The organism is Xanthomonas sp. NCPPB 2866 (assembly GCF_041475745.2).
GTDB lineage: Bacteria > Pseudomonadota > Gammaproteobacteria > Xanthomonadales > Xanthomonadaceae > Xanthomonas > Xanthomonas arboricola.
On record NZ_CM192975.1, the window covers coordinates 2017385 to 2042189 of the forward strand.

Annotated in this window: 15 protein-coding genes; 9 read left to right on the forward strand and 6 right to left on the reverse strand. The window is 66.2% G+C overall.

Annotated features, from left to right (window positions below; translation table 11 throughout):
- Nucleotides 1–58: 58 nt before the first annotated feature.
- The 5 genes from fdxA to ACCQ04_RS08810 all read right to left on the reverse strand — a co-directional run bounded on the left by fdxA (nucleotide 59) and on the right by ACCQ04_RS08810 (nucleotide 4057).
- On the reverse strand, nucleotides 59–382 hold the full coding sequence (fdxA, locus tag ACCQ04_RS08790; RefSeq protein WP_006453280.1) for a ferredoxin FdxA: 324 nt from the start codon (nucleotides 380–382) through the stop codon (nucleotides 59–61).
- Between the two features lie 117 nt (nucleotides 383–499).
- Nucleotides 500–1378, reverse strand: coding sequence for a 2-dehydro-3-deoxygalactonokinase (locus tag ACCQ04_RS08795; protein WP_226426419.1), 879 nt, complete (start codon nucleotides 1376–1378; stop codon nucleotides 500–502).
- Nucleotides 1375–2286: an SMP-30/gluconolactonase/LRE family protein gene (locus ACCQ04_RS08800; RefSeq protein ID WP_226426418.1), complete on the reverse strand. Its 912-nt coding sequence runs from the start codon at nucleotides 2284–2286 to the stop codon at nucleotides 1375–1377. Before ACCQ04_RS08800 ends, ACCQ04_RS08795 begins: the two co-directional genes overlap by 4 nt.
- Nucleotides 2280–3428 (reverse strand): galactonate dehydratase, encoded by a 1149-nt coding sequence (gene dgoD, locus ACCQ04_RS08805; RefSeq protein ID WP_372358745.1) that lies wholly within the window; start codon nucleotides 3426–3428, stop codon nucleotides 2280–2282. The genes ACCQ04_RS08800 and dgoD overlap by 7 nt, the downstream gene beginning before the upstream one ends.
- Nucleotides 3425–4057: a 2-dehydro-3-deoxy-6-phosphogalactonate aldolase gene (locus tag ACCQ04_RS08810; RefSeq protein ID WP_039520823.1), complete on the reverse strand. Its 633-nt coding sequence runs from the start codon at nucleotides 4055–4057 to the stop codon at nucleotides 3425–3427. The genes dgoD and ACCQ04_RS08810 overlap by 4 nt, the downstream gene beginning before the upstream one ends.
- Before the next feature lie 373 nt (nucleotides 4058–4430).
- Between ACCQ04_RS08810 and ACCQ04_RS08815 the strand changes: the two genes are divergently transcribed.
- The 6 genes from ACCQ04_RS08815 to galD all read left to right on the forward strand — a co-directional run bounded on the left by ACCQ04_RS08815 (nucleotide 4431) and on the right by galD (nucleotide 17802).
- The gene (locus ACCQ04_RS08815; protein ID WP_024939782.1) at nucleotides 4431–5402 is read left to right on the forward strand and encodes a LysR family transcriptional regulator; all 972 of its coding nucleotides are present in this window, start codon (nucleotides 4431–4433) and stop codon (nucleotides 5400–5402) included.
- Nucleotides 5403–5660: 258 nt separating this feature from the next.
- Nucleotides 5661–8591, forward strand: coding sequence for a TonB-dependent receptor (locus ACCQ04_RS08820; RefSeq protein ID WP_226426417.1), 2931 nt, complete (start codon nucleotides 5661–5663; stop codon nucleotides 8589–8591).
- A 338-nt stretch (nucleotides 8592–8929) separates the two neighbouring features.
- Nucleotides 8930–11653 carry a TonB-dependent receptor gene (locus ACCQ04_RS08825; protein WP_046342376.1) on the forward strand — a complete coding sequence of 908 codons (2724 nt, stop codon included), beginning with the start codon at nucleotides 8930–8932 and terminating at the stop codon, nucleotides 11651–11653.
- 110 nt (nucleotides 11654–11763) lie between these two features.
- Entirely contained in the window at nucleotides 11764–14025 is a 2262-nt protein-coding gene (locus tag ACCQ04_RS08830; RefSeq protein ID WP_226426416.1) for a beta propeller repeat protein, read from the forward strand.
- Between the two features lie 106 nt (nucleotides 14026–14131).
- Nucleotides 14132–16048 carry a sialate O-acetylesterase gene (locus tag ACCQ04_RS08835; protein ID WP_226426415.1) on the forward strand — a complete coding sequence of 639 codons (1917 nt, stop codon included), beginning with the start codon at nucleotides 14132–14134 and terminating at the stop codon, nucleotides 16046–16048.
- Nucleotides 16049–16131: 83 nt separating this feature from the next.
- Nucleotides 16132–17802 (forward strand): GH35 family beta-galactosidase GalD, encoded by a 1671-nt coding sequence (gene galD, locus ACCQ04_RS08840; protein ID WP_275945961.1) that lies wholly within the window; start codon nucleotides 16132–16134, stop codon nucleotides 17800–17802.
- Here the strand turns inward: galD and ACCQ04_RS08845 are convergent.
- On the reverse strand, nucleotides 17793–17927 hold the full coding sequence (locus tag ACCQ04_RS08845; RefSeq protein WP_255618376.1) for a hypothetical protein: 135 nt from the start codon (nucleotides 17925–17927) through the stop codon (nucleotides 17793–17795). The two genes, galD and ACCQ04_RS08845, sit on opposite strands and share 10 nt — an antisense overlap.
- Between ACCQ04_RS08845 and ACCQ04_RS08850 the strand changes: the two genes are divergently transcribed.
- The 3 genes from ACCQ04_RS08850 (at nucleotide 17926) to xylB (ending at nucleotide 24792) form a co-directional block, all read left to right on the forward strand.
- On the forward strand, nucleotides 17926–20829 hold the full coding sequence (locus ACCQ04_RS08850) for a TIM-barrel domain-containing protein (protein WP_226426413.1): 2904 nt from the start codon (nucleotides 17926–17928) through the stop codon (nucleotides 20827–20829). The two genes, ACCQ04_RS08845 and ACCQ04_RS08850, sit on opposite strands and share 2 nt — an antisense overlap.
- 91 nt (nucleotides 20830–20920) lie before the next feature.
- On the forward strand, nucleotides 20921–23302 hold the full coding sequence (locus ACCQ04_RS08855; protein ID WP_226426412.1) for a glycoside hydrolase family 95 protein: 2382 nt from the start codon (nucleotides 20921–20923) through the stop codon (nucleotides 23300–23302).
- The gene (gene xylB, locus ACCQ04_RS08860) at nucleotides 23299–24792 is read left to right on the forward strand and encodes a xylulokinase (RefSeq protein WP_024939776.1); all 1494 of its coding nucleotides are present in this window, start codon (nucleotides 23299–23301) and stop codon (nucleotides 24790–24792) included. The genes ACCQ04_RS08855 and xylB overlap by 4 nt, the downstream gene beginning before the upstream one ends.
- Nucleotides 24793–24805: the final 13 nt, after the last annotated feature.

The window sequence follows — 24805 nt, forward strand, 5'->3', positions numbered from 1 at the left end:
GTGCGTGGTATCGCTTTATCGCTGCGTTGTCGCCGGCTGGATGCTGCCAGGCGCTGTTTTAGCGTTGCAGCAGCGGCAACTTGTTCGGCTTGCCGTCCCACTCGGCGGCATCGGGCAGCGGCTCCTGGCGCACGGTCAGCACCGGCCAGGCCTTGGCCAGCTCGGCGTTGAGCGCGACGAAGCCTTCCTGACCTGCCGGGACGTCGTCTTCCGGGTAGATCGCATTGGCCGGGCATTCCGGCTCGCACAGCGTGCAGTCGATGCACTCATCCGGGTCGATGACCAGGAAATTCGGGCCGACATGGAAGCAATCCACCGGACAGACCTCGACACAGTCGGTGTATTTGCACTTGATGCAGTTTTCGGTGACAACAAAAGGCATGGCGGAATCCGGCGTTTAGCCTGTCAATTCTAAAGCAGTCCGGTGGCCGGTGTGGGGTTGGCCGGGATTTGTCGGCCTCCAGCCCTGGCCGCTCGGCGCGGTCCTGACCGTCTCCGGTCAGGCCAGCCCGCGCTGCCTGGCCAGTGCGAACAATCCCGTGGCAGCCAGATCTTCCCGATGCAGCTGCGTCCGCACGCCCAACTGCGCCAGCGCCAGCGCGTAGCGCTGCGCCAGGCCGGGGCTGCCGACCAGGTGCACGGTGGCGTGACTGCCGCGCTGCTCGCGCAGTTCGTGGCCGATCAGCAGGCCCGAGAGGTAGGACGGCAGCGCGGTGGCGGCGAGGCGGTCGAACAGGCCCAGCGTGCGGGCGCCGAACAGGTGGTGGCTGAGGCCACCGGGCGCGGCGCTGCGGTCGACGCCTTGCGCGAAGGCGTCGGTGTCCAGGTCCGCAGGATCGTCCTGCATCAGCTTGCCCAGGATGCTGTGCTGGCGCAGCACCGCATACAGCTCGCCGGTCATGACGGTGGCGAAACCGGTCAGCTGGCCGTGCGCGATCTGCGCCCATTTGCTGTGGGTGCCGGGCAGGCAGGCGACGTGCTCGCCGTCGCCGAGTGCGGCGATCAGGCCGACCAGCTGGGTTTCCTCGCCACGCATGACATCGGGCACGCCGTGCTGCTCGCCGGTGCTTACGCCGGGGACGAACCACAGCGTGCGCCCGGGCAGCAGGTCGGTGTAGCTGCGCATCGCCTGCGCCAGGGCGGCGGTATCGGCCGGGCAGGGCAGATAGGCCTGTTCGACCCAGCCATTGCGGCTGCCGATCATGCCCGACAGCAGCAGCGGGCCATCCCAGCCGTCGATCAGCGTGCTCAGCACCTCGGCGAAGCGGCCCTGGCAGGCCAGGATGCCGTCGCTGCCGCGGCGTTGCTCCAGCACCGTGCCGTCGGCAGCGAGCAGGTAGCCACGCAGGCTGCTGGTGCCCCAGTCGATGGCGATCATGCGCTGATCACCCGGCTCTCGGGCAGGCCCTTGATCGGCACGTCGCAGACGTACAGACCGCCGGCTTCCGGCGTGCGCGCCAGTTCTTCGGCGCTATGGTCCAGGCGCGAGCTGATCACGTGCAGGCGGTCCAGCGCGGCGCCGCCAAGGGCGCTGCAGGTGGGGTGTTTGACCGGCAACTGCACGATGCGCTCGATGCTGCCGTCGGGGCGATAACGCACCACGCGCCAGGCGCGCCATTGCGCATTCCACAGATGGCCTTCGCTGTCGATGATGGAGCCGTCCGGCTCGGCATCGTCGCGATCCAGCGTGGTGAACACGCGCACGTTGCTGGTCTGCGCAGTGTCGGCGTCGTAATCGCAGCACAGGATCTGCGGGCGCAGCGAGTCGCAGTAATAGAGCGTGCGGCCGTCGGGGCTGAAGCAGATCGAGTTGGGGATCGACACGCCCGGCAGCGGCAACGCACGCAGGCCGTGGCGCAGCGAAAACTGGTACATCGCGCCGCGTGCGGCCTTGTGGTCGTGCTCGTCCATGGTGCCGAACACGAGGTTGCCGTTGCGGTCGGCGCGGCCGTCGTTGCTGCGCGTATGCGGGTTGTCGGCTTCGATATCGGCCAGGTGCTCGAGCGGCAGCGTGTCGGCGTCGGCGTTGTCGGGGTCGGCGATGCAGACCGACTTGGCCAGCGCGATCATCACGCGGCCGTCGTCCATCAGGCCGAGGCAACCGGGGCGGTCCGGCAGCGTCCAGTACTGCGTGTGTGCGCTGTGCGGATGATGCCGCCACAGCCGCTTCTCGCTGATGTCCACCCAGTACAGCGCTTCACGTTGCTCGCACCACAGCACGCCTTCGCCATGCGTGCAGCGGCTGTCTACCGCCAGCACGGCGGTGTGTTCGGGCGTGCTCACCATTCGGCGATGCTGCCATCGCTGTGACGCCAGACCGGGTTGCGCCAGTCCGGCGGATTTTCGTTTGCGCGCTTGAGCATGTCTTCGTCGATCTCCACACTGAGCCCGGGCTTGGGCAGCGCGGCGATACTGCCATCGACACACTGAAAATCGTCTTTATTGATGACGTAATCGAGCAGGTCGGCGCCTTCGTTGTAGTGGATGCCGATGCTCTGTTCCTGCAGCACCGCGTTGTGCGAAACGAAGTCCACGTGCAGGCAGGCGGCCAGCGCGATCGGCCCGAGCGGGCAGTGCGGGGCGAAGCCGACATCGTAGGCTTCGGCCATCGCAGCGATCTTGACGCACTCGGTGATGCCGCCGGCATGCGACAGGTCCGGCTGCACCATGCCGATACCGCCGGCGCACAGCACGTTCTTGAATTCGAAGCGCGAGAACATGCGCTCGCCGGCCGCCAGCGGAATCGAGGTGCTCGCGGCCAGGCGCGGGTAGTACTCGGCCTGCTCGGCCAGCACCGGTTCTTCGACGAACAGCGGCTTGAACGGCTCCAGCTCGCGCAGCAGCGCCTTGGCCATCGGCGCGCCGACGCGGCCGTGGAAGTCGATGCCGAAATCGATGCTGTTGCCGAAGGTCTCGCGGATCTCGGCGACCTTGACCACGGCGGCATCGACGGCGCGCGCGCTGTCGATCAGCTTCATTTCCTCGGTGCCGTTGAACTTGAAGGTGTCAAAGCCCAGCGCACGGTAGTCGGTGATCTGCTGGATGATCGCGCCCGGGCGGTCGCCGCCGACCCAGCGATAGGTCTTCATGCGATCGCGCACCAGCCCGCCCAGCAGCTCGTACACCGGCACGCCCAGGGCCTTGCCCTTGATGTCCCACAAGGCCTGGTCGATACCGGCGATGGCGCTCATCAGGATGGCGCCGCCACGGTAGAAACCGGCGCGGTACATGGTCTGCCACAGGTCGTTGATGCGCGCCGGATCCTTGCCGATGACGTAGCCGGCCAGTTCGTGCACGGCGGCTTCCACCGAGCGCGCGCGGCCTTCGATGACCGGCTCTCCCCAGCCGGTGATGCCCTCGTCGGTTTCGACCTTGAGGAACAGCCAGCGCGGTGCGGCGTGGTAGGTGGTGAGGCGGGTGATCTTCATCCTTGCAGTTCCTGGTAGGCCTGCACGAAGGCGCGTGCATGCGTCTGGGTCGTTTCGAGCGATTGCGCGGGTTTGTACAGTTCGCCACCGATGCCGGCACCGGCGGCGCCCTGGGCAAGGAAGCCGGCAAGGGTCTGCGGGCTGACGCCGCCGACCACGTAGACCGGAATGTGCTTGGGCAGCACCGAGCGCAGCGCGCGCACATGCGCGGCGCCATAGGTGGCTGCCGGGAACAGCTTCAGGATCGTGGCGCCGGCATCGATGGCGTCGAACGCCTCGCTGGCGGTGGCGAAACCGGCGACCACGGTGAGCCCGCGCGACACCGCATGGCGGATCAGCGACGGGCGCGTATTCGGGGTGACGATGAAGCGCGCACCGATCTCGGCCAGGGTGTCGACATCGTCGTTGCGCAGCACGGTGCCGGCGCCGATCCAGGCGCGCTCGCCGTAGGTCTGCTGGGCCAGGGCGATGCTCTCGGCCCAGCGCGGCGAATTGAGCGGGATCTCGATCGCGTCGAAGCCGGCGTCGATCAGTGCACCGACATGGTCGAGCGTTTCTTCCGGCGTGATGCCACGCAGGATGGCGATCAGCGGCAAGGCGAACAGGCTGGCGGTGGTGTCTGAGGTCATCGTGTTACTCGCGATAGAGCGGAAAGCGGCCGTCGGCGCCCGGATGGGCGCCAGCGTCGGGGGAAGTTGCAGCGCTGCATAGCAGCGCGCGGAGGGCGGCAGGCAGCCGAGACGAGTTGGCTGCGGCACTTGCGTGCGCACTCCAACGGCCTGCAATTGGCCGGCAAGTTGCCGTCATCGTCGTCCACCTCCGCAATCATGGCGTGCGTGTTGCCATCCTGTGGAAGATGGGTCACGTCTGTTCTGGCCGCGCCCGGGAGGTAGGGGCTCCTGCTGCGGCGTTCGATAGCCTCGCGCGGGGAGATATGTGCTGCAAATGAAATTTTCGGCATATTCTATTCCTCCTACGAATACAGCTGCGTGGCGATACCCCATGGCAAATTCCGGCACTCCCTGGTTCAACGCTGCCCGCCTCAAGACGCGCCAGCTCCTGCTGCTGCTGCATCTGCACGAACAACGCTCGGTGCTGCGCGCGGCCGAGGCTGCCAGCATGACCCAACCGGCCGCTTCCAAGCTGCTGGCGGAAATGGAAGACATGCTGGGGGTGAAACTGTTCGAGCGGCATGCCCGCGGGGTGGAGCCCACCTGGTACGGCCATGTGCTGATCCGGCGTGCGCGCGCGGCGATGTCGGAGATCGGCCGGGCGCAGGAGGAGATCGCCGCGCTGCGCGCCGGGCGCATGGGCCAGGCCTCGATCGGCACCGTGGTCAATCCGGGCACCAACCTGGTGCCGCAGGCGATCGCCGAGGTCAAGCGCGAGTTCCCCGACATCCTGGTGCGGGTGGAAATGGATTACAGCCGCCCGCTGGTGGCCAAGTTGCTGGACGGCCAGTTGGACATCGTGATCGGCCGCATCCTGGGGCCCGAAGGCGTGGGCGAGCTGGAGTTCGAGCCGCTGGCCGACGAGCCGCATTCGGTGATCGCGCGTGCCGGCCACCCGCTGGCCAGTCGGACCGGCCTGCAGCATGCGGATCTGGTGCGGCATGGCTGGATCCTGCCGCCGGCCGACAGCGTGCTGCGCGCGCGGCTGGATTCGATGTTCATGGAGCACGGCGTGCAGACGCCGACCAACGCAATCGAGACCTCGTCGCTGCCGGTGACCTCCACGCTGTTGCGTGGCACCGACATGCTGACCGCCTTGCCGGTGGAGTCGGTGGCGCCGCTGATCCAGGCCAAGCTGCTGACCGTGCTGCCGATCGAGCTGGGCGTCCGCATGGAGTCGTTCGGCATCATCCGGCGGCGCGATTACATCCTGCCGCCCGGGGCCGAGCGCATTCTGCAGGCGCTGCGCACCACCGCGCGGCGTCTGTACCCCGGTCTGCGCGGGCCGGAATCCACTGGTTAAGCGGGCTCTTCCATTTGTATTCCGGCACGGCATACCAGGCTGTGAATTTTTCATTGGCTGGCGCTAGACCACGCGCCTATATCTGTGAGCCAGATCGCACGCTGAAGCGCACGTGAAGTCGGGCAGGTGATCTGCGGGCAAACCGTCAGATAGAGGGAGGGGCAGGCGTCCGTGCCGGCTCCGCCGTGATCACGCGGGCCGCGTCGCGGCGCCGCGACAACCAGTCTTCAGTCGTCTTGCGTCCTGGGAGGGATTCAGATGTACAAGTTTTCAAGCCATGCCTCGGCAGGGACGGGCGTGTACGCACGTCGTACCCCGCGTTTGCGTCATTCGGCCATGGCCGTCAGCATCGGGTTGCTGCTCGCCGCCCCCGTCTATGCGCAACAGGCGCAGTCGTCGCAGGCCGCCTCCAGCGCCAATGGCGGCAGCAGCGCGGTGGATCTGGACACGGTGGAAGTGCGCGGCGTGCGCGCCAGCCTGATCAAGTCGCAGGTGATCAAGCGCGATGCCAGCCAGATCGTGGATTCGGTCAGTGCCGAAGACATCGGCGCCTTGCCCGACCGCAGCGTCACCGAAACCCTGCAGCGCGTCAGCGGCGTGACCATCGATCACTTCGCCGCACGCAGCGATCCGGACCATTTCTCCGCCGAAGGCAGCGGGGTGATGATCCGCGGCCTGACCCAGGTGCGCGGCGAACTCAATGGGCGCGACATCTTCAGCGCCGCCAGCGGCCGCGGGCTGAGCTTCGAAGACGTGCCGGCCGAGTTGATGGCCGGTGTGGACGTCTACAAGAACCCCTCGGCGGAAATCATCGAAGGCGGGCTGGGCGGCACGGTCAATCTGCGTACGCGCATGCCGTTCGACAATCCGGGCCGGATCGTCGGCGGCAATGTCGATTACAACTACGGCGACATGAGCAAGAAGTACAAGCCGTCGGCCTCGTTCCTGTTCAGCGACCGCTGGAACACAGGCATCGGCGAAATGGGCTTCATGATCGATGTCGCGCATTCGGAGCTGGCCACGCGCTCGGACGGCATCCAGGTGGAGCCGTACGTGCGGCGGACCGATGAGGCCGTGCTGGCCGGCAGCGGGCGCAGCGAAGTGTTCGTGCCGGGCGGGGTGAACTGGCGTCAGCTGGATTTCGAGCGCAAGCGCGACGGGATCGCGGCGGCGTTCCAGTGGAAGCCCAGCGACGCCACCGAGATCTATGCGCAGTTCCTGCGCTCGCGCTACGAGATGAACTGGCAGGAGCGCGCCGCGTTCTTCAACGACAGCAACAACAGCATCACGCCGGCACCGGGCACCACCTTCGACTACGACGATCGCGGCGCCTTCCTGCGCGGCTCGCCGGTATCCAGCTCCTGGCGCGGGGTGCTCACCGGCGATGGTGTGCGCTTCAATACCGACAACCGCTATTCCGAACAGCGCACCACCACCACCGACATGTCGGTGGGCTTCAGCCATTTCTTCAACGACAACCTGCAGATCAAGGGCGATATGCAGCTGGTGGAGTCGGAGAACGAACAGCTGGATTTCACCGTGTTCAGTGCGACCTATCTGCCGGGCCTGTCGTACGACGTGTCGGGCAAATATCCCAGCGTGCAGATCGCCAACCCGGGCTTTACCCAGGACCCGTCCAACTACTTCTGGGCGGCGGCGATGGATCACCTGGGCAAGAACCGCGGGCGGCAGCTGTCCACGCGCGTGGACCTGGAATACACCTTCGATGACAGCAGCTGGTTGCGCTTTGCGCGCTTCGGCATGCGCGCTACCGACCGCAATCAGATCAACAAGAATTCGGGTTATAACTGGGGCGTGATCTCCGACAACTGGGCCGCCATTCCGGGCACCAGCAACGGCCTGGCGAATATGTCCGAGTTCATGACCGACCAGTCGTCGTTGTTCACCTTCTCCGACTTCTTTCGCGGCGGGGTGAACGTGCCGACCACGCTGGTGGTGCCCAACAGCAGCCTGGTCAACAACTACCGCTCCGCCTCGCAGATGATCCAGCAGATCGTGGCGCTGCGCGGCTACGGCTGGGCGCCGGACACCTATCAGCCGCAGGACACCAACCGCCAGCACGAACGCACCCAGGCCGCCTACGCGGCGCTGTACTTCGGCAACGACGAGGCCTGGGGCGTGCCGGTGGACGGCAACATCGGCATCCGCGTGGTGCAGACCAAGACCCAGGCCGAAGGCTTCGGCCAGTTCCAGAACCTGGCCGGCCTCAATGTCTCACCGGAACTGCAGGCGCGCTATACCGGGCAGTACTTCGAGAACAACTCCCAGGGCAGCTATACCAACGTGCTGCCCAGCCTGAACCTGCGGCTGCGCTTCACCGACAGCCTGCAGTGGCGCTTTGCCGCCTCCAAGGCGATGGCGCGCCCGGACTACACCCAGCTGCAGCCGTATGTGTTGCTCAACGTGGAAACCAACGACGCCGGCCAGGCGACCGATTTTGTCGGCACCGCCGGCAACCCGAACCTCAAGCCGATGGTGGCCAACCAGTTCGACACTGCGTTGGAGTGGTATTTCGACACCAGCGACATGCTGTACGCCACGCTGTTCTACAAGAAGGTCAAGGATTACTTCTCCACCCAGACCCGCAGCGAGATCTACGACAACCGCCCCTGGCTGGTGACGCGCCCGTACAACATGGAGGAGGGCACCATCCGCGGCGCGGAGCTGGGTTACACCCAGTTCTTCGACCAGTTGCCGGGCTGGCTGAGCGGGTTCGGCGTCAACGCCAACTTCACCTTCGTCGACAGCCAGGGCGGCGCCAACACCGCCACCGACCCGTACACCAATACCACCGTCACCGGTGTCGAGCTGCCACTGGAAGGCCTGTCGCGGCGCAGCTACAACCTGGCCGGTATCTACGAGAAGGGCCCGTTGTCGTTGCGTCTGGCCTACAACTGGCGCTCGCGCTACCTGCTGACCACCAGCGATGCGTCCACCCGTCTGCCGACCTGGGCCGACGACTACGGCCAGCTCGACGGCTCGTTCTTCTACCGCTTCAACGAGCATCTGCAACTGGGCGTGCAGGCCAACAACCTGACCAACACGGTGACCAAGGTGCTGATGGGGCCGACCTCGTACGAAGGCGGCGAGGTGGATCCGCGTCTGTATACGCGCTCCTCGTTCGTCAACGACCGGCGCTATTCGCTGGTGCTGCGCATGAACTGGTAAGCGCGGGCCATCACGGAACTGCCGTGCGCGGGCTCGCAGACTTGAGCCCGCTTTGGCCGCTCCGGCCGTCCGGATCCGCAATGCCATACCCGGCGGGTTTGTTGGCGTTGCTATAGTTTTTACGAATAGCTTTCCAGGAATATTTCATTGGTGTGGCACGACAGCGCCGCCCTATGCTCCGGCCGCAGCCGCTAGGTAAGCCTCGTCAGGATTACCACGCATCGCACCGCCCGGCCTTCCGGTCGTGGGCGGATGCGGGCCAGCACCAACGACGGGCAGGGCGTTCGCGCACCGGCCCGCTAAAAATTAGAAGTACATGCGTCCTGGGAGGGAGCACCATGTCAGTGCAACATCGCCACATTCCGGCAGGCCGGACTGTGGGTCAGCGTTCGATCCGTGATTTCCGCCGCTCCGTGATGGCCCTCAGTGTGGCCACGCTGTTGAGCACGCAGGCCTACGCGCAGGACGCGACCACCACAGCCACCCCGGCTCAGGACGCCACCACCCAGCAGCTCGACACGGTGCAGGTCACCGGCACGCGCAGCAGCGTCACCAAGGCGCAGCTGGTCAAGCAGAATGCCGAGCAGATCGTCGATTCCATCGTTGCCGAAGACATCGGCAAGCTGCCCGACAACAACGTCGCCGAGGCGCTGCAGCGCATCTCCGGTATCCAGATCTCGCGCAACTACGGCGAAGGCAGCTCGATCGCCATCCGCGGCCTGACCCAGGTGCGCACCGAACTCAATGGCCGTGACATCTTCACCGCCAACGATGGCCGTGGCCTGAGCTTCGAGGACGTGTCGGCCGAACTGCTCGGCGGCGTCAACGTGTACAAGAATCCCTCGGCCGACATGATCGAAGGTGGCCTGGGCGGCACCGTCGACCTGCGCACGCGCCTGCCGTTCGACTACGACGGCCGCAAGATCGCCGGCAGCGTCCAGTACAACTATTACGACCTGGCCGACGACGGCAAGCCGGCGTTCTCGGGCCTGTTCAGCGATCGCTGGCAGACCGGCATCGGCGAGATCGGCCTGCTGGTGAATTACTCGCAGCAGAAGAGCCCGTTCCGCCAGGACACCATCTCGATCGAGCCGTGGTACACGCAGACCGATCTGCCGGGCTATGAAGGCCAGGGCGTGTCGGTGCCGCACGGCGCCGGCATCAACACCACCATCGGCGAGCGCGAGCGCAAGACCGGTGCGTTCGCAATGCAGTGGCGTCCGAACGATTCGGTCGAGGTCTACACGCAGGTGCTGCGTTCGGATTACGACTTCAGCTGGCACGACTATTCGTTCTTCGCCCTGACCGGCGCCAACCCGATGCAGGGCTTGCCGGGCATCCAGGTCAACGACCGCAACGAGTTCGTCAATGGCTCGTTCCAGAACGTGCCGACCGAATCCAACACCAGCCTGACCGAGCGGCATTCGGTGACCACCGATTACTCGCTGGGCGCCAAGTGGACGGTCAACGAGAAGCTGACCCTGAGCACCGACTTCCAGTACGTCGATGCCACCACCAAGGGCACGCGCTACATCGTCGCCACCGGGCAGGACACCAGCCCGCAGTTCAACGTCGACTTCCGTGGCGATCTGCCGCGCCTGTCGGTGACCGATGCCAGCGGCGCGGAAGGCTATCTGGCCGATGCCAACAACTACGACGGCTGGCGCTGGCACCTGGACAACAAGGACGACAACAAGGGCACCGAGTTCGCCTGGCGCGCCGACATGGACCTGGCCTTCGACAGCGACTTCGTGCGCAGCTTCAAGGCCGGTGTGCGTTACACCGACCGCGATGCCGAGACCAAGGGCAATATCTACCGTTTCATGTGCATCAACGATTGCTCGGGTACGCCGTTCTCGCAGTACCCGACCATCGGCCTGGTGACCAACCCGATCACCGACTTCTTCCGCGGTGAGAGCAGCACCTTCGGCCGCACGCTGACGGCTGCCGACTCGGCAGTGGCCAACTACGAGCAGACCCTGGCCACCTTCGGCGCCAGCCCGCTGGAATTTGCGCCCAACAACATCAATACGCAGAACGAGAAGACCTACGCGGCCTATGGCGTGCTGCGCTTCGGCGTGGACAGCGACTCGATTCCGTTCGACGGCAACATCGGCGTGCGCGTGGTGCGCACCGAGGTGGGCTCGCAGGGCGTGCGCACCGGAACCGACAGCGAAGGCGGCGGACTGATCCCGGTGGATGCGCAGCAGACCTATACCGACGTGCTGCCCAGCTTGAACCTGCGCTGGATGCTGAGCGATCAGCTGCAGTGGCGTTTTGCGGCCTCGCGCGGCATCTCCCGTCCCACCTTCGACCGGCTCAACCCAAACCTGAGCCTGAGCACCGGCACCTCCAATGGTGCCTCGACCTTCACCGGTACCGCGGGTAACCCGAGTCTGGAAGCGGTCAAGGCCGACCAGTTCGACACCGCGCTGGAGTGGTACTTCGGCCAGGGCTCGATGATGTACGGCACCTTGTTCTACAAGAAGGTCGAAGGCTTCATCGCCAATGCCGTCTTCAACGAGGTCTACGACGGCCAGGTCTGGCAGATCACCCGTCCGGTCAACGGCGATGCCGGCAAGATCCGCGGTGCGGAACTGGGCTATACGCAGTTCTTCGACTTCCTGCCGGGCTGGCTGAGCGGCTTCGGCCTGCAGACCAACTACACCTATGTCGACAGCGAGGCGCCGAGCCCCACCGCCACCGACACCAACGGCCAGGCGCTGACCGTGCCGCTGGAAGGCCTGTCCAAGAACAGCTACAACGCGATCCTCAGCTACGAAACCTCGCGCTTCCAGGGCCGTGTGGCCTACAACTGGCGCAGCGACTGGCTGGTGACCACCGCGGGCAACGGCACCGGCAACCTTCCGGTCTACAACAAGGGCTTCGGCCAGCTGGATGCCTCGCTGCGTTTCAACATCAATGATGTGTGGTCGATTTCGCTCGATGGCGTGAATCTGCTCGATACCCGTCGCGAAAGCTATCTGGGCACCGAGTCGCGCTACCGTGACTTCGTGATCAACGATCGTCGGTATGGCCTGACATTGCGGGCCAGCCTGTAGAACGCGCCGTAGGAAGTGCGTCTCCGGTCCGGCGAGCTGTGCAGGCAGCCCGTCGGGCCGGTGTTTTTCCTATCGACGGCAGGCCGTCGATCGCAAGAGGAGCCGGAGGAATGATCGCTGTGATCGATCCGCCTACTGTGCGCCGCGTTACCGCAGCGATGTGGCCGGTCCGTGTATGGCTGGCACTGCTGGTGCTGTTGTCGCTTTCGATCCTGCCGCTGCAGGCCGCCGATCCGGCGTCCCAGGGGCCTTACCAATGGCGCAGCGTCGCCATCGGCGGTGGCGGATTCGTCACCGGTGTGCTGTTTCATCCCGCCGAGCGCGACCTTGCGTATGCACGCACCGATGTCGGTGGTGCGTACCGCTGGGATGCGCGCGCGCAGCAGTGGGTGGCGCTGACCGACTGGCTGGGCGCCGACGACTGGAACCTGATGGGGATCGATGCGTCCGCGGTCGATCCTGCCGACCCGCAGGCGCTGTATCTGGCTGCGGGCACCTACATGCACGAGCGCGCCGGCAATGCCGCGGTGCTGCGCTCGTTCGACCGCGGCCGCAGTTTCGAGCGTGCCGAGTTGCCGTTCAAACTCGGCGGCAATCAATTGGGCCGTGCCAATGGCGAACGGCTGGCGGTGGACCCGCACGATGGCCGTGTGCTGTTGCTGGGCTCACGCGATGCAGGGCTGTGGCGCAGCGACGATCGCGGCGCGCACTGGGCGCGGGTGGATGCATTTCCCGCCGAGGCAATGGCGGGCGCGACGGCGCGCAATCATGTCGGACGCGAGCAGGCGGTGGGCATCGCCTTTGTCGTCTTCGATGCCGCCAGCGGCCATGCCGGCCGCCCGACCCCGCGCATCTATGTCGGCGTGTCCACCGCGCAGACCAGTCTGTATGTTTCCGACGACGCCGGTCGCAGCTGGTCGGCGGTGGCCGGGCAGCCCAAGGGCCTGCGTCCCAGTCATATGGCCGGCGGCAGCGATGGGCAGTGGTACCTGAGCTACGGCGACCAGCCCGGGCCGGACCTGATGGCCGGCGGTGCGCTGTGGAAATACACCCCGGCGCAGGGGCGCTGGAGCGAGATCAGCCCGATCGCGCAGCCGGCCGGCGGCGATGGTTTCGGCTGGGGCGCGGTGGCGGTGGATCCGCAACAGCCGCAGGTGCTGCTGGCCAGCACCTTCCGCCGTCGTAGCCCGCGCGATGAGCTATTCCGCAGCGTGGACGGCGGGCGCAGCTGGACGCCGTTGCTGGCGGGCGCGCAGTTCGATCACAGCGCAGCGCCGTGGACCGCGCAGGCCACGCCACACTGGATGGGTGCGCTGGCGATCGATCCGTTCGACAGCAACCACGCGCTGTTCGTCACCGGCTACGGCATCTGGGCTTCGCGCAACCTGCAGGATTTCGCCAGGCAGCAGCGGCCGTTGCAGTGGTGGTTCCAGGATCGTGGGCTGGAAGAGACCGTGCCGCTGGATCTGCTCAGCCCGATGCAGGGCGCGCATCTGCTCAGTGCGCTGGGCGATATCGACGGCTTCCGGCATGACGATCTGGAGCGTGCGCAGCTGCAGTACGCCGGCCCGCGCCTGACCAATGGCGAGAGCATCGATGCCGCCGGGCAGGCCGCGCAATGGGTGGTGCGCAGCGGCACCGTGCGCGATCGCCGCAACAACGAGATCCGCGCGCTGTACTCGCGCGATGGCGGTACGCAGTGGACGGCGTTCGCCAGCGAGCCGCCAGCCGGGCAGGGCGCCGGCAACATCGCCATCGCCGCCGATGCATCCCATGTGGTGTGGGCGCCCGAGAAAGGCGGCAGCTGGCGCACCACCGATTTTGGCAAGCACTGGCAGCGGGTGCAGGGGCTGCCCGAGACCGCAGTGGCGGTGGCCGATCGCGTCGATGCGCGGCGCTGGTACGCAGTGGATACCGCCAGCGGGCGCTTGTACGAGAGCGGCGATGGTGCAGCGAGCTTTCGCGACACCGGTGCCCAGGCCGGCAACCCGGCGCGTGACGAACGGGCGCGCCCGCAGCTGCGCCCGGATCCGTGGCGGGCGGGGGTGGCATATCTGGCCAGCCCTGCGCTGGGCGTGATGCGCTGGCAGGACGGGCGTTTGCAGACCTTGTCCAGGCCGGATGAGGCGCGTTCGCTGGGCATCGGCAAGGCATTGCACGATGGCGCACCGCCGGCGCTGTATCTGGCCGGCCGCGTGGATGGCGTGGACGGTGTGTTCCGCTCCGACGATGAAGGCGCGCGGTGGTTGCGCATCAACGACGACGCGCACCAGTTCGGCAAGCCTTACAGCGTCACCGGCGACCCGCGCCTCCCCGGGCGCGTGTACTTCGCCACCGGCGGGCGTGGCATCTTCTACGGCGATCCACGATGAGCGCTGCGTCCCTGTGCGCGTCGTCGCGCTGTCTTACCGTGTACGGCGGCATGCGCCGTCGCATCGCTGCGCGCCGAGTGGCCGCGCCGACCCTGGAGATCACTGCATGACTGTTTCCCTCATCCGTCGTGGCTGCCTGTTGGGCCTGGTGCTGGCCAGCCCTGCCGCATTGGCGCAACCGAGCCTGCCGTTGTTGTTCGCCGATGGCGCGGTGCTGCAGCGCGACCAGGCGATGCCGGTGTGGGGCTGGGCCACGCCCCATGCCGTCATCACGGTCAGCTTCGACGGCAAGCGGGCCACCGCCAAGGCCGATGCCAAAGGCCAGTGGAAGGTCAGCCTGCCCGCACACAAGGCCGGCGGCCCCTATGTGCTGAGCGTGCAGGGCGACGGCGGCGAGTTGCAGGTGCGCGATGTGCTGGTCGGCGATGTGTGGCTGGCCAGCGGTCAATCGAACATGGAGTGGCCGCTGGCGCAGGCCAGCGATGGCCCGCAGGCGGTGGCGGCGGCCAACGACCCGCAGTTGCGGCACTTCAAGGTGCCCAAGTCGTGGTCGCTGCAGCCGGAAGCGCGCCTGACCGGCGGCGACTGGAAGCCCACCACACCGGACAACGCCGGCGAGTTCACCGCAGTCGGTTATTTCTTCGCCAAGGAGCTACGCGCCAGCACCGGCGTGCCGATCGGCATCGTCAACAGCACCTGGGGCGGCAGCGCGATCGAGGCCTGGATGGATGCGACCTCGCTGGGCCTGGATGCCGGGCAGAACCAGGGCGCGATCGAGGCGATCAAGCAGCGCGATGCCGCTGCGCAGGCGGCCACCGGCAAGCGCATCGCGCGCTGGCCCAAGGTGGATGGCGAGATGCCGCAGTGGCGCGAAGCGACATTCGACGACAGCGACTGGGACAGCATCCCGACCACCCAGCAGTGGGAATCCAGCGGCTATGACGGCATGGATGGGATCGCCTGGTATCGCACCACGGTCACCCTGAGCGCTGCCGAAGCCAAGGCCGGCATCACGTTGGGCGTGGGACAGATCGACGACTCGGACATCACCTACGTCAATGGCCAGCAGGTCGGCACGACCGAAAAGCAGTGGAACCTGCCGCGCGTCTACACCGTGCCGGCCTCGGCCTTGCATGCAGGGGTCAACCACATCGCGGTGCGGGTGGAAGATCTCAGTGGCGGTGGCGGCATGCATGGCCCGGACGAGCAGCGCTTCGTGCAGACCAGCGCCGGTGCCAAACGCGCGTTGGGCGGCTGGAAGTTCCGCCCCGCCGCCGTGCGCGTGTCGCTGGTCGACAACAAGAATCAGCTGCCCACGCTGCTGTACAACCAGATGATCCATCCGCTGCAGCCGTTTCCGGTCAAGGGCGTGATCTGGTACCAGGGCGAAACCAATGCCAGCGACACCGGCGCGGTGAAGTACCGTGAACAGTTCGCCGCGATGATTCAGCAATGGCGCGCCGAACGCGGGGAAAAGACGCTGCCGTTCCTGTGGGTGCAGCTGGCCAACTTCAAGGCCGGCGGCGACAAGGGCGAGCTGAGTCCGTGGGCACTGTTGCGCGAGTCGCAGTCCAAGACGCTGGCGCTGCCGGCGACCGGGCAGGCGGTGATCATCGATATCGGCAACCCCGCCGATATCCATCCCACCAACAAGCGCGATGTCGGCCATCGCCTTGCGATTGCTGCACGTCATGTGGCGTACGGCGAAACCCTGGTGTACAGCGCGCCGGTGTTCAAGCAGGCGCGCTTTGTCGATGGTCAGGCAATGCTGAGTTTCGATCTGCAAGGCAGTGCCTTGCAGGTGCGTAATGGTGGCGAAGTGCAGGGCTTCCGCGTCGCCGGTGCCGACAAACACTTCCATCCGGCCACCGCACGCATCGAGGGCGATCGCGTGATCGTGCGCAGCGACGCGGTGGCTGCACCGGTCGCGGTGCGCTACGGCTGGAGCGAAAACCCGGACGACGCCAACCTGGTCAATCGCGAACAGCTTCCCGTTTCCCCCTTCCGCACCGATACCTGGTGACACGGAGTCTTATGTCCATGCATTCCCCCGTTGCACGTGTGATCGCTCCTTCCCCTGCACGCCGTTACCTGCGTCCGCTGCTGCTGTCCGCGCTGACGCTGGCCCTGGCGGCGTGCCAATCCGGCGAGCAGGACGACAAAGCCAAACCGGCCGCAGTCGCACCGACTGCCGGTAGCGCAGCGACCGCGCCTGCCACGGCAGCGGCGCCGGCTGCGCAGACGCCGATGCCGCAGTTCGTCAGCAAGGACGGCAAGCACGCGTTGATGGTCGATGGCGCGCCATTCCTGATCCTGGGCGCGCAGGTCAACAACTCCAGCAACTATCCCGGCGTGATGGACAAGGTGTGGCCGGCAATGCAGGTGCTGGGCCCCAATACCGTGCAGGTGCCGATCGCCTGGGAGCAGGTCGAGCCGGAAGAAGGCAAGTTCGATTTCTCCTTCGTCGATACGCTGCTCACGCAGGCACGCGAGCACAAGGTGCGGCTGGTGCTGCTGTGGTTTGCGACCTGGAAGAACAACGGCCCGGCGTATGCGCCGCATTGGGTCAAGACCGACAACCAGCGCTTCCCACGCGTGGTGACGCGCGAGGGCAAGGCGATCGGGTCGCTGTCGCCGCATGCGCAGGCCACCCTGGATGCCGACCGCAAGGCCTTTGTCGCCTTCATGCAGCACCTGAAGCAGGTCGATCCGCAGCACACCGTGATCATGATCCAGCCCGAGAACGAGCCGGGCACCTACGGCAGCGTGCGCGACTTCTCGCCGATGGCGCAGAAGCTGTTCGACGGCCCGGTGCCGGAAGAGCTGCTCAAGCGCTTGAACAAGCAGCCGGGCAGCTGGGCACAGGTGTTCGGTGCCGATGCGGACGAGATCTTCCATGCCTGGTCGATCGGTCGCTACATCGACCAGGTGGCCGAAGCCGGCAAGGCCGAATACCCGCTGCCGATGTACGTCAACGCCGCGCTGCGTGGCCCGTTCAATCCCGGCCAGCCCGGCCAGTACGCCAGCGGCGGCCCCACCGACAACGTGCTGGATGTGTGGAAGGCCGCCGGCCCGCATATCGACCTGCTGGCACCGGACATCTACATGCCCGAGTACCGCACCTACACCACGGTGCTGGAGCGCTACGCCCGCCCGGACAATGCGCTGTTCGTCGCCGAAACCGGCAACCGCCCGGAATACGCGCGCTATCTGTTCCCCGCGCTGGGCCACGACGGCATCGGCTGGTCGGCGTTCGGCATGGACTACACGCGTTATTCCAACTATCCGCTGGGCGCCAAGCACGTCAACGCAGACACCCTGGCCCCGTTCGCGCTGGGTTTCGAGCTGGTCAAGCGCGGCATGCGTCCGTTCGCCAAGGCCGCGTCCGAAGGCAAGCTGCACGGCACTGCCGAAGAACCCGGCCAGGCGGTGCAGGAGCTGCAGCTCAACGAACGTTGGGGCGCCACCATCACCTACGGCGTGCCGCAGTTCTGGTTCAAGGGCGAGCCGCCGGGCAACCCCGAGCCGATCGGTGCGGCCTTGATCGCCGAGCTCGGCCCTGACGAATTCCTGGTCACCGGCTACCACGTGCGCGTGACCCTGCATCCGGCCAGCGAGGCGACCGCCAACATGCTCTACGACCGCGTCGAGGAAGGCGTCTACGACGGCAGCGACTGGAAGTTCGAGCGCAACTGGAACGGCGACCAGACCGATTACGGCGTCAATTTTTCCAGCGCGCCGCAGCTGCTGAAGATCAAGCTGGCCACCTACAAGTAAACCTGCACGGCCACTTGCTGCGCAGCCAGATCGCTGCGCAGCACGCCGGCTTCCAGGTCGAACGCAATGAACCCATGCGTTGCCGCCCCCGCGGCAGCGTTTCGTAATTCCAAGGGAGTGAACATGCAAACCATCAACCGTTCCGCCGGCCATGCGCCTGCCACCCGACGTACACCGCTTGCGCAGTGCCTGGCGTTGTCGCTGGCCTTGCTGGCCAATGCCGCGCACGCGCAGGAAGTGCGCAAGGCCGCCGATGGCGTCACCGTGGTGCCGAGCGCCAAGGGCGCCGCACCGGTGCGTCTGCAGGTGGTCGATGCCGGCATCATCCGCGTCAGTGCCGACCCGGACGGCGACTTCGCGCGCAGCCCCAGCCTGATGCGCGTCCCGGTGCAGGGCGATGGCAACTTCCAGCTGGCCGAGCAGGGCGACAGCGTGCAGCTAAAGACCGGCAAGATCACCGCCACCGTGTCCACCGTCGATGGCCATGTCAGCTTCGCCGATGCCAATGGCAAGCCGGTGTTGTCGGAGGTTGCCGGCGGGCGCAGCTTTGCGCCGCTGAAAGTGGAGGGCAAGCAGTACCTGAGCGTGCGTCAGCGCTTCCAGTCGCCCGACGACGAAGCCCTGTACGGCTTCGGCCAGCACCAGCAGGGCTGGATGAACCAGAAGGGCCGCAACATCGAGTTGCAGCAGAACAATATCGACATGGCGGTGCCGTACCTGGTGTCCAGCCGCAACTACGGCCTGCTGTGGGACAACAACTCGATCAGCCGCCTGGGCGACCCGCGCGGCCTGCAGCCGCTGCCCAAGACGCTGAAGTTGTATGACGCCAAGGGCAAGGCCGGTGCGTTGACCGCGCGTTATGCGATCAACGGCAAGCAGATCGTCGAGCGTCGCGAGAGCGAGGTGAACTACCAGTACCTCAGCGACCTGACCAAGTATCCGAAGAAGGCGATCACCAAGGACAAGGACAGCCGCATGCAGGTCACCTGGGAGGGCGAGATCGAAGCGCTCACCGGTGGCGAGCACACCTTCTCGCTGTATTCGAGCGAGTACGCCAAGCTGTACGTGGACGGCAAGCTGGTCGTCGATCGCTGGCGCCAGAACTGGAACCCGTGGAATCACGAGTTCAAGCTGGATCTGGAGCCGGGCACGCGCCACACCGTCAAGGTCGAGTGGGACCTGATCGACCCCAGCTACATCGCGCTGCTGCACCGCGACCCGCTGCCGGCCGCCGAAGCGAAGGACCTGTCGCTGTGGTCCGAAGCCGGCCAGATGATCGACTACTACTTCGTCTCCGCCGATTCCTACGATCAGGCCGTGGCCGGCTACCGCGAGCTGACCGGCAAGTCGGTGATGCTGCCCAAGTGGGCCTACGGCTTCTGGCAGAGCCGCGAGCGTTACAAGAGCCAGGACGAGTTGGTCGGCGCGGTGGCCGAATACCGCAAGCGCAAGCTGTCGCTGGACAACATCGTGCTGGATTGGTCGTACTGGCCCGAGAACGCCTGGGGCTCGCACGATTTCGACCCGCAGCACTTCCCCGATCCGGACGGCATGGTCAAGGCCGTGCACGATATGCATGCGCAGATCATGATTTCGATCTGGCCCAAGTTCTATCCCACCACCGCCAACTACAAGGAACTGGACGCGGCCGGTTTCATGTTCAAGCGCAACGTGGAAGTGGGTGAGCTGGACTGGATCGGCAAGGGCTACAAGAACTCGTTCTACGATCCGTATTCGGAAAAGGCGCAGGCGATCTACTGGCGCCAGGTCAACGAAAAGCTCAACAGCAAGGGCTTCGATGCGTGGTGGATGGACGCCGACGAACCGGACGTGCATTCCAACCTGGACATCGGCGAGCGCAAGGCGCGCACCACGCCCAACGCGCTGGGCTCGTCCACCGAATACTTCAACTCCTACCCGTTGCCGCACACCCATGGCGTGTACGTGGGCGACCGTGCGGCCGACGACAAGCGCGTGTTCATCCTCTCGCGCAAGGGCTACGCCGGCACCCAGCGCAATGCGGTGGCAGTGTGGAGCGGCGACATCGTCTCGCGCTGGGACGACATGCGCGACCAGATCTCCGGTGGCGTCAACATGGCGCTGTCGGGCCTGCCCAACTGGACCTTCGACATCGGCGGCTTTGCGGTGGAGAAGCGCTACGAGAACCAGGACCCGGCACACCTGCCGGAATGGCGCGAACTCAACACGCGCTGGTTCCAGTTCGGCGCATTCGTGCCGATCTTCCGCTCGCACGGCCAGTTCCCGTACCGCGAGATCTGGAACATCGCCCCGGAAGGCACGCCGTTCTACGACAGCATGGCGTACTACAACCGCCTGCGTTACGCGTTGCTGCCGTACATCTACAGCCTGGCCGGCGACACCTATCAGCGCGATGGCGTGATCATGCGCGGCATGATGATGGACTTCCCGAACGACCCCAAGGTCCGCGACATCAACGACCAGTACCTGTTCGGCCCGGCCTTCCTGGTCGCACCGGTGACCCGCTTCGGCGCCACCTCGCGTCAGGTCTATCTGCCGGCCGGCAGCAGCTGGCTGGATTTCGCCACCGGCAAGCGTTACGAAGGCGGCCAGAGCATCGAAGCGGCCGCGCCGATCGAGCGCATGCCGTTGTTCGTGCGCGCCGGTTCCATCGTGCCGACCGGCCCGGTGCAGGAATACGTGGATCAGAAGCCGGATGCGCCGCTCACCGTGGTGGTCTACACCGGTGCCGACGGCCAGTTCTCGCTATATGAGGACGACGGCAAGGGCTACGGCTATGAGAAGGGCGAGTTCAGCCGCATTCCGCTGAGCTGGAACCAGGCCAAGGGCGAGCTGAGCATCGGCAAGCGCGAAGGCAGCTGGACCGGCATGCAGGCCAAGCGCACCGTCAACGTGCGCTTCGTCGACGGCCCGCGCGAGGACGCCGGTGCGCTGGAGCCCAGGACCGATGCCAGCATCCAGTACGACGGCAATCCGGTCAGCGTGTTGCAGCGCAAGATTGCGTCCGGCAAAGCGCGTCGTCGATGATCGCAACTCGTTGTCAGTCAGTGAGTGCGCAGATGCCGGATCGCCGCAAGGCTCGGGCGTGCAGGTCCGGTCATGCAGCACGGTGGTGCACGTGCTGACCCGCAGGGAAGTCTGCAAGGCAACCGGTGCCGCACTCGCGGCGCTGGGCGCTGCGCCGGCTGCGTCCGCCATTGCTGCGCCGGCCAAGGCTGCCGGCGAGCAATCGCTGCCTGCCGTTGCTGCGGGCGATGCCTTGCAGCTGTGGTACCGCGAACCGGCCAACGAGTGGGTGCAGGCGCTGCCGGTCGGCAACGGCCGGCTGGGCGCGATGGTGTGGGGCGGCATTGCCCACGAGCGCCTGCAACTCAACGAGGACACGCTGTACGCAGGTGGCCCGTACGATGCCACCAGCCCCGACGCGCTGGCGGCCTTGCCACAGGTGCGCGCGCTCGTGTTTGCCGGGCGCTATGCCGAAGCCGAAACCCTGGCCGACGCGAAGATGCTCTCGCGTCCGCTCAAGCAGATGCCGTATCAACCGCTGGGCGATCTGTTGCTGGATTTCGATCGTGCCGACGGCATCAGCGAGTATCGCCGCCAGCTCGATCTGGATACCGGCGTCGCCACCACCACGTTCCGCTCCGGCGGTGCTGTGCACAAGCGCGAAGTGTTCGTGTCGGCGCAGTCGCAATGCATCGTAGTGCGCCTGTCCTGCGATCGGCCACGCGCGATTTCCTTGCGCGTGGGCATCGACAGCCCGCAGACCGGCGCGGTCACGGTGGAGCAGGACGGGCTGCTGTTCAGCGGCCGCAACGGCAGCTTCGCGGGCATCGACGGCAAGCTGCGTTTTGCCTTGCGCGTGCTGCCGCAGGTCAAGGGCGGCACGCTCAGCGGGCTGCGTGACCGCCTGCGCATCGAGGCCGCCGATGAAGTGGTGCTGCTGCTCACCGCCGCCACCAGCTACCAACGCTTTGATGCAGTCGATGGCGATCCGTTGGCATTGACCGCAGCAAGCATGCAGAAGGCCGGCAAGCTGGACTATGCCGCACTGCTGCGTGCGCATCTGGCCGATCACCAGCGGCTGTTCCGGCGCGTGGCGATCGATCTGGGCACTAGCGAGGCGGCGGCACTGCCCACCGACGAGCGCGTGCAGCGTTTTGCGCAGGGCAACGACCCGGCGCTGGCCGCGTTGTATCACCAGTTCGGCCGTTATCTGCTGATCTGCAGCTCGCGGCCCGGCACCCAGCCGGCCAATCTGCAGGGCATCTGGAACGACCTGATGCAGCCGCCGTGGGAAAGCAAGTACACCATCAACATCAACACCGAGATGAACTACTGGCCCAGCGAGGCCAACGCGCTGCACGAGTGCGTCGAACCGCTGGAATCCATGTTGTTCGATCTGGCCAAGACCGGCGCGCACACCGCACGTGCGATGTACGACGCACCGGGTTGGGTGGTGCACAACAACACCGATCTGTGGCGCCAGGCCGGGCCGATCGATGGCGCCAAGTGGAGCCTGTGGCCGATGGGTGGCGTCTGGCTGTTGCAGCAGCTATGGGATCGCTGGGATTACGGCCGCGACCGTGCCTATCTGGGCAGGATCTACCCTTTGTTCAAGGGCGCGGCGGAGTTCTTCGTCGCCACGCTGGTGCGCGATCCGCAGACTGGCGCGATGGTGACCAACCCGTCGATGTCGCCGGAAAACCAGCATCCGTTCAACGCCGCGCTGTGTGCCGGCCCCACCATGGATGCGCAGCTGCTGCGCGATCTGTTCGCCCAATGCATCGCGATGAGCAAGCTGCTCAAGGTCGACGACGCCTTCGCGCAACAACTGAGCACCCTGCGCGAGCAGTTGCCGCCCAACCGCATCGGCAAGGCGGGGCAATTGCAGGAGTGGCAACAGGACTGGGACATGCAGGCGCCGGAGATCCATCACCGCCACGTCTCGCATCTTTATGCCTTGCATCCTTCGAGCCAGATCAATCTGCGCGATACGCCCGAGCTTGCCGCCGCAGCCAAGCGCACGCTGGAAACGCGCGGCGACAACGCCACCGGCTGGGGCATCGGCTGGCGGCTGAATCTGTGGGCACGGCTGGCCGATGGCGAGCATGCCTACCGCATCCTGCAACTGCTGATCTCGCCCGAGCGCACCTACCCGAATCTGTTCGACGCGCATCCGCCGTTCCAGATCGACGGCAACTTCGGCGGCACCGCCGGCATCACCGAAATGCTGCTGCAAAGCTGGGGCGGCAGCGTGTTCCTGCTGCCTGCCTTGCCCAAGGCATGGCCGCGCGGCAGTGTGCGTGGATTGCGCGTGCGCGGCGGTGCCAGCGTGGACCTGCAGTGGGAGGGCGGCCGCCTGCAGCAGGCACGCGTGCACAGCGAGCGGGGCGGGCGCTATCAACTGTCTTACGCAGGGCAGACCCTGGACCTGGAACTGGGTGCCGGCCGCACCCGGCAGGTGGGCCTCAACAACAACCGATTGGTGACGCAATGAGCTTGTACGTAGGATTGGATGTGGGCACGCAGAGCGTCAAGCTAGTGGCCTACGACCCACAGGAGCGCGCCGTGGTCGCCACGATCGCCGCGCCGATGGAACTGATCAGCCGCGACGACGGCACCCGCGAGCAACAGGCGCAGTGGTGGATCGACGGCATCGTGCATTGCTTCGCGCAGCTCGATGGCGAGCAGCGTGCGCAGGTGCGTGGCATCTCGGTCTCCGGCCAGCAGCACGGTTTCGTGCCGGTGGCCGCCGATGGCAGCGTCACCGCACCGGTGAAGCTGTGGTGCGATACCAGCACCGCACTGGAATGCGAGGAAATCATGGATGCGGTGGGCGGCGCCGCAGGCAGCGTGGCCACCGCCGGCAATCCGATCATGGCCGGCTACACCGCCTCCAAGCTGCCGTGGACGCGCAAGCATCGCCCCGAGGCGTATGCGGCGATGACCACGGTGATGCTGCCGCACGACTACGTGAACTTCTGGCTCACCGGCGAGCGCTTTGCCGAAGTCGGCGATGCCTCCGGCACCGGCTGGCTGGACGTGCGCACGCGGCAGTGGTCCGAGCGCATGCTCGGCGCGGTGGATGCGCAGCGCGACCTGCGCGAGGCACTGCCGCCGCTGGTGGAGACCGGCGCGGTCTATGCCTTGTCCGACGCAGCCGCCGATGCCTTGAATCTGCCGGCCGGCGTGCGTGTCACCACCGGCGGCGGCGACAACATGATGGCCGCCATCGGCACCGGCAACGTGGTGCCGGGGCGCCTGACCATGAGCCTGGGTACCTCGGGCACCTTGTTCGCCTACGCCGACCACCCGGTGGTGGACGACGAGGCACGCTGGGCCGCGTTCTGTTCGTCCAGCGGCGGCTGGCTGCCGCTGATCTGCACCATGAACTGCACCGTCGCCACCGAGGCGGTGATGCGCATGTTCTCGATCACCCGCGAGCAGACCGACGCCTTGATCGCGAGTACCACGCCGGGCGCCGATGGGCTGGTGCTGCTGCCGTTCTTCAACGGCGAGCGCACCCCGGACTTGCCGGCCGCCCGCGGCTGCCTGTTCGGCATGGACCTGCACAACACCACCCCGGCGCATTTCTACCGCGCCGCGATGGAAGGGGCGACCTATAGCCTGCGCAACGGCTTCGATGCATTCGTTGCCGCAGGTCTGCAGTTCGACACCATCCTGCTCACCGGCGGCGGCAGCAAGAGCGCGCAATGGCGGCAGATGGTGGCCGATATCTTCAACCTGCAGGTCGTGGTGCCGACCCAGCCCGAAGGCGCTGCCTTCGGTGCCGCGCTGCAGGCCTTGTGGGCCTGTGATCGCGATGACGGCGCTACGCACGCGTTGTCGGATGTGGTGCTGGAGCATCTGCAGGTCGACGACAGCCTGTCGGCGCGCCCGGATCCGCAGCGCGTGGCCCAGTATCAGCAGCACTACCAGCACTTCCTCAAGCACCTGCATGTGGTCAGCCCGCTTTACGCCGGCTGATCGACACGCTTTC